This window comes from Nostoc sp. UIC 10607 (assembly GCF_047228265.1).
GTDB classification, from domain to species: domain Bacteria; phylum Cyanobacteriota; class Cyanobacteriia; order Cyanobacteriales; family Nostocaceae; genus Nostoc; species Nostoc foliaceum_A.
The window spans coordinates 1-2,242 of the sequence record NZ_JBIQNW010000162.1; the positions used below are offsets into that span (position 1 = coordinate 1).

Annotated in this window: 1 protein-coding gene; it reads left to right on the forward strand. The window is 41.2% G+C overall.

The annotated features are described in order from the left end of the window. The first annotated feature begins 167 nt into the window (after positions 1–167). On the forward strand, positions 168–1,952 hold the full coding sequence (locus ACEYW6_RS36030; protein WP_412983579.1) for a helicase-related protein: 1,785 nt from the start codon (positions 168–170) through the stop codon (positions 1,950–1,952). Positions 1,953–2,242 lie beyond the last annotated feature (290 nt).

Consider the following 2,242-nt stretch of genomic DNA (forward strand, 5'->3'; position numbering starts at 1 on the left):
GACAAGGCAGGAGCAAAAGCCGGACAGCTTTTACGTTCTTTACGGGATAAAGCTTCTCAATGGTGGTATTTTCTTGACGACTAAGGTTAGCAGTTGATGCAGTTGGTGGTAATTCCCAAAGGCTGCAATTTATTTGTTCTAGTGCCACCATTGGAAATCCTGAAGATATGGCATTGCGGTTTAGCGGCAGAACCCATCAACCCCAAAGATTACACCTGATTGAGGATAGTGGCGCTCCACATCAAGGACGTACCTTATTATCTCTTGCTCCAAACAATGCAGCTAATGTTGAAGCTACTAAAATAGTGATTTCCTGGTTGCAGCATAACTTGAGTGGGATTGTCTTTTGTAACTCTCGTGCAGCTGTCAAAGGTCTACTTGGGTTAATCCAACGAGAAACACAACGTATTGGATTAGGTTATTTAACCAGCAAGGTAGCAGTTTTCTACAGTTCCTTAACGGGCGATCGCCGTAGCGAGATTATTCAAAAACTCCAAGGTGGACAAATCAAGGTAATTATTTCAACTTCTTCTCTAGAAGCAGGAATTGATTTACCCGAACTAGACTGCTGTCTAATTCGGGGGTTTCCAGGTAGCTTGATGTCATTTTGGCAACGAGTAGGGAGAGCCGGACGCAAACAGCACGGGCTAGTGATTTATCTGCCATTAGGACAAAACCCGATTGATGTATACTACGCTCGACATAACCAAAAGTTACTATCAGGAGAAGTTGAATCTGCTGCATTTAACCCTGACTATCCAACCATTCTAGGTAAACATTTAGAATGTGGTTGCATTGAAAGTAGTTTAACTTTAGGAGAACTCAATACTCGTTTTGGAAAAACAGCCGGTGCAGTTGCAGATTCTCTTTTACAACAAAATAAAATTTTCTTAAGTGGCAATGGGAAACTTTGGGGAAGAGGTTATCCTCATAAAGAAATTAATATTAGAAGCAGCACTCAAAGGTCAATTTCTCTAATTAATAAACATACGGGCGAAATTTTAGAAAGTATGTCGCTCCCGTTAGCCCATCGAGAAGTATTTCCCGAAGCCATATATATGGTGCAAGATGAAAGTGGGCAATTAATAGCATACCGTAGCGAAAGCCTAAATTCTGACAAAGGAGAAGCAATACTAACATTTTTAGGAAAAGATACAGATTTATTTACTGAAGCGGAGTCAGAATTAGATATTCAACCACTTTCTACCTTGGCGGAATCGAAAATTATCCCTACTAATATCAAAGATGCTCGTTTACGTTTAACTCTTGTCTGGGGAGAAATTACGAATTCTGTAATTGGTTATAGATTGATGAAGCGTACCTACGGAATGACCTGCAAAAACCAACGTTGTGCTAATTATAAAAAACCACTTGAAGGAAAAAGCTGTTCATTGTGTAAGCAGACGCTGAGTGCAGCAGAAGTGACAAAACTTCAAAAAGAAATCGCATTTTCAGAGCCATACGTCACAAAATACCAAGCGCCTTGCGTACTAGTAGAGTTAAATGAGCCGTTACAGAAAGCGCTGCAAATAACTGTCAATAAATACAAACAAGAAATTATGACCGCTAATGGAGGTGAGGTTCCAGAACTTTATCAATCATTGTGGAGTAGCACTGCTGAAATGACGGCACTGCATAGTGTCCAACACCAGATAGTTAAAGCTGTGCCTCTGGTAGTTTTATCTTCCAGTTTGGATGTAGATGAATTGGCCATACAAAAAGAAAGCAGGAACATTGGTTACTTTTTTGACACCTGTGAAGGTGGGAATGGGGCAGCAGAAGCTATTTTCTCCGACTTCACAAAATTTGCTGCTGCATCTTACGCTTTAGCAGCCGAATGTGATTGTGAAGCTGGTTGTCCAAGATGCTTACATTCAACCGCTTGTCCACAGCATAATGAACCATTGCATAAAGATGTGGGTTTGTTTTTACTGGATGCAATTAGCCCTTAGCCGTGCATAATACCGAAAACCCATATTGAAATAAGCTCAAGGCTACTTTCGTTTGTCTTGACTCCACACTCCAGCCTTTGATGCGATCGCTATTTTTTGAGCCTGTTCAAAAGCTATTTTATTTGGGCATTCCACCCCGCCAAGTTGCGTTTTAGCCAAGCCGCTTTTAAGCAGTTCTTCCTGAAAACTAATCTCAGTCTCACCCTGTCCGTGAGCTGACTTTTCCCGTTAAGTCTCTTTTGCAAGCTGCCAGCCTTCACAAAGGTCGTGTAATTTTAACCAGCCTCGCC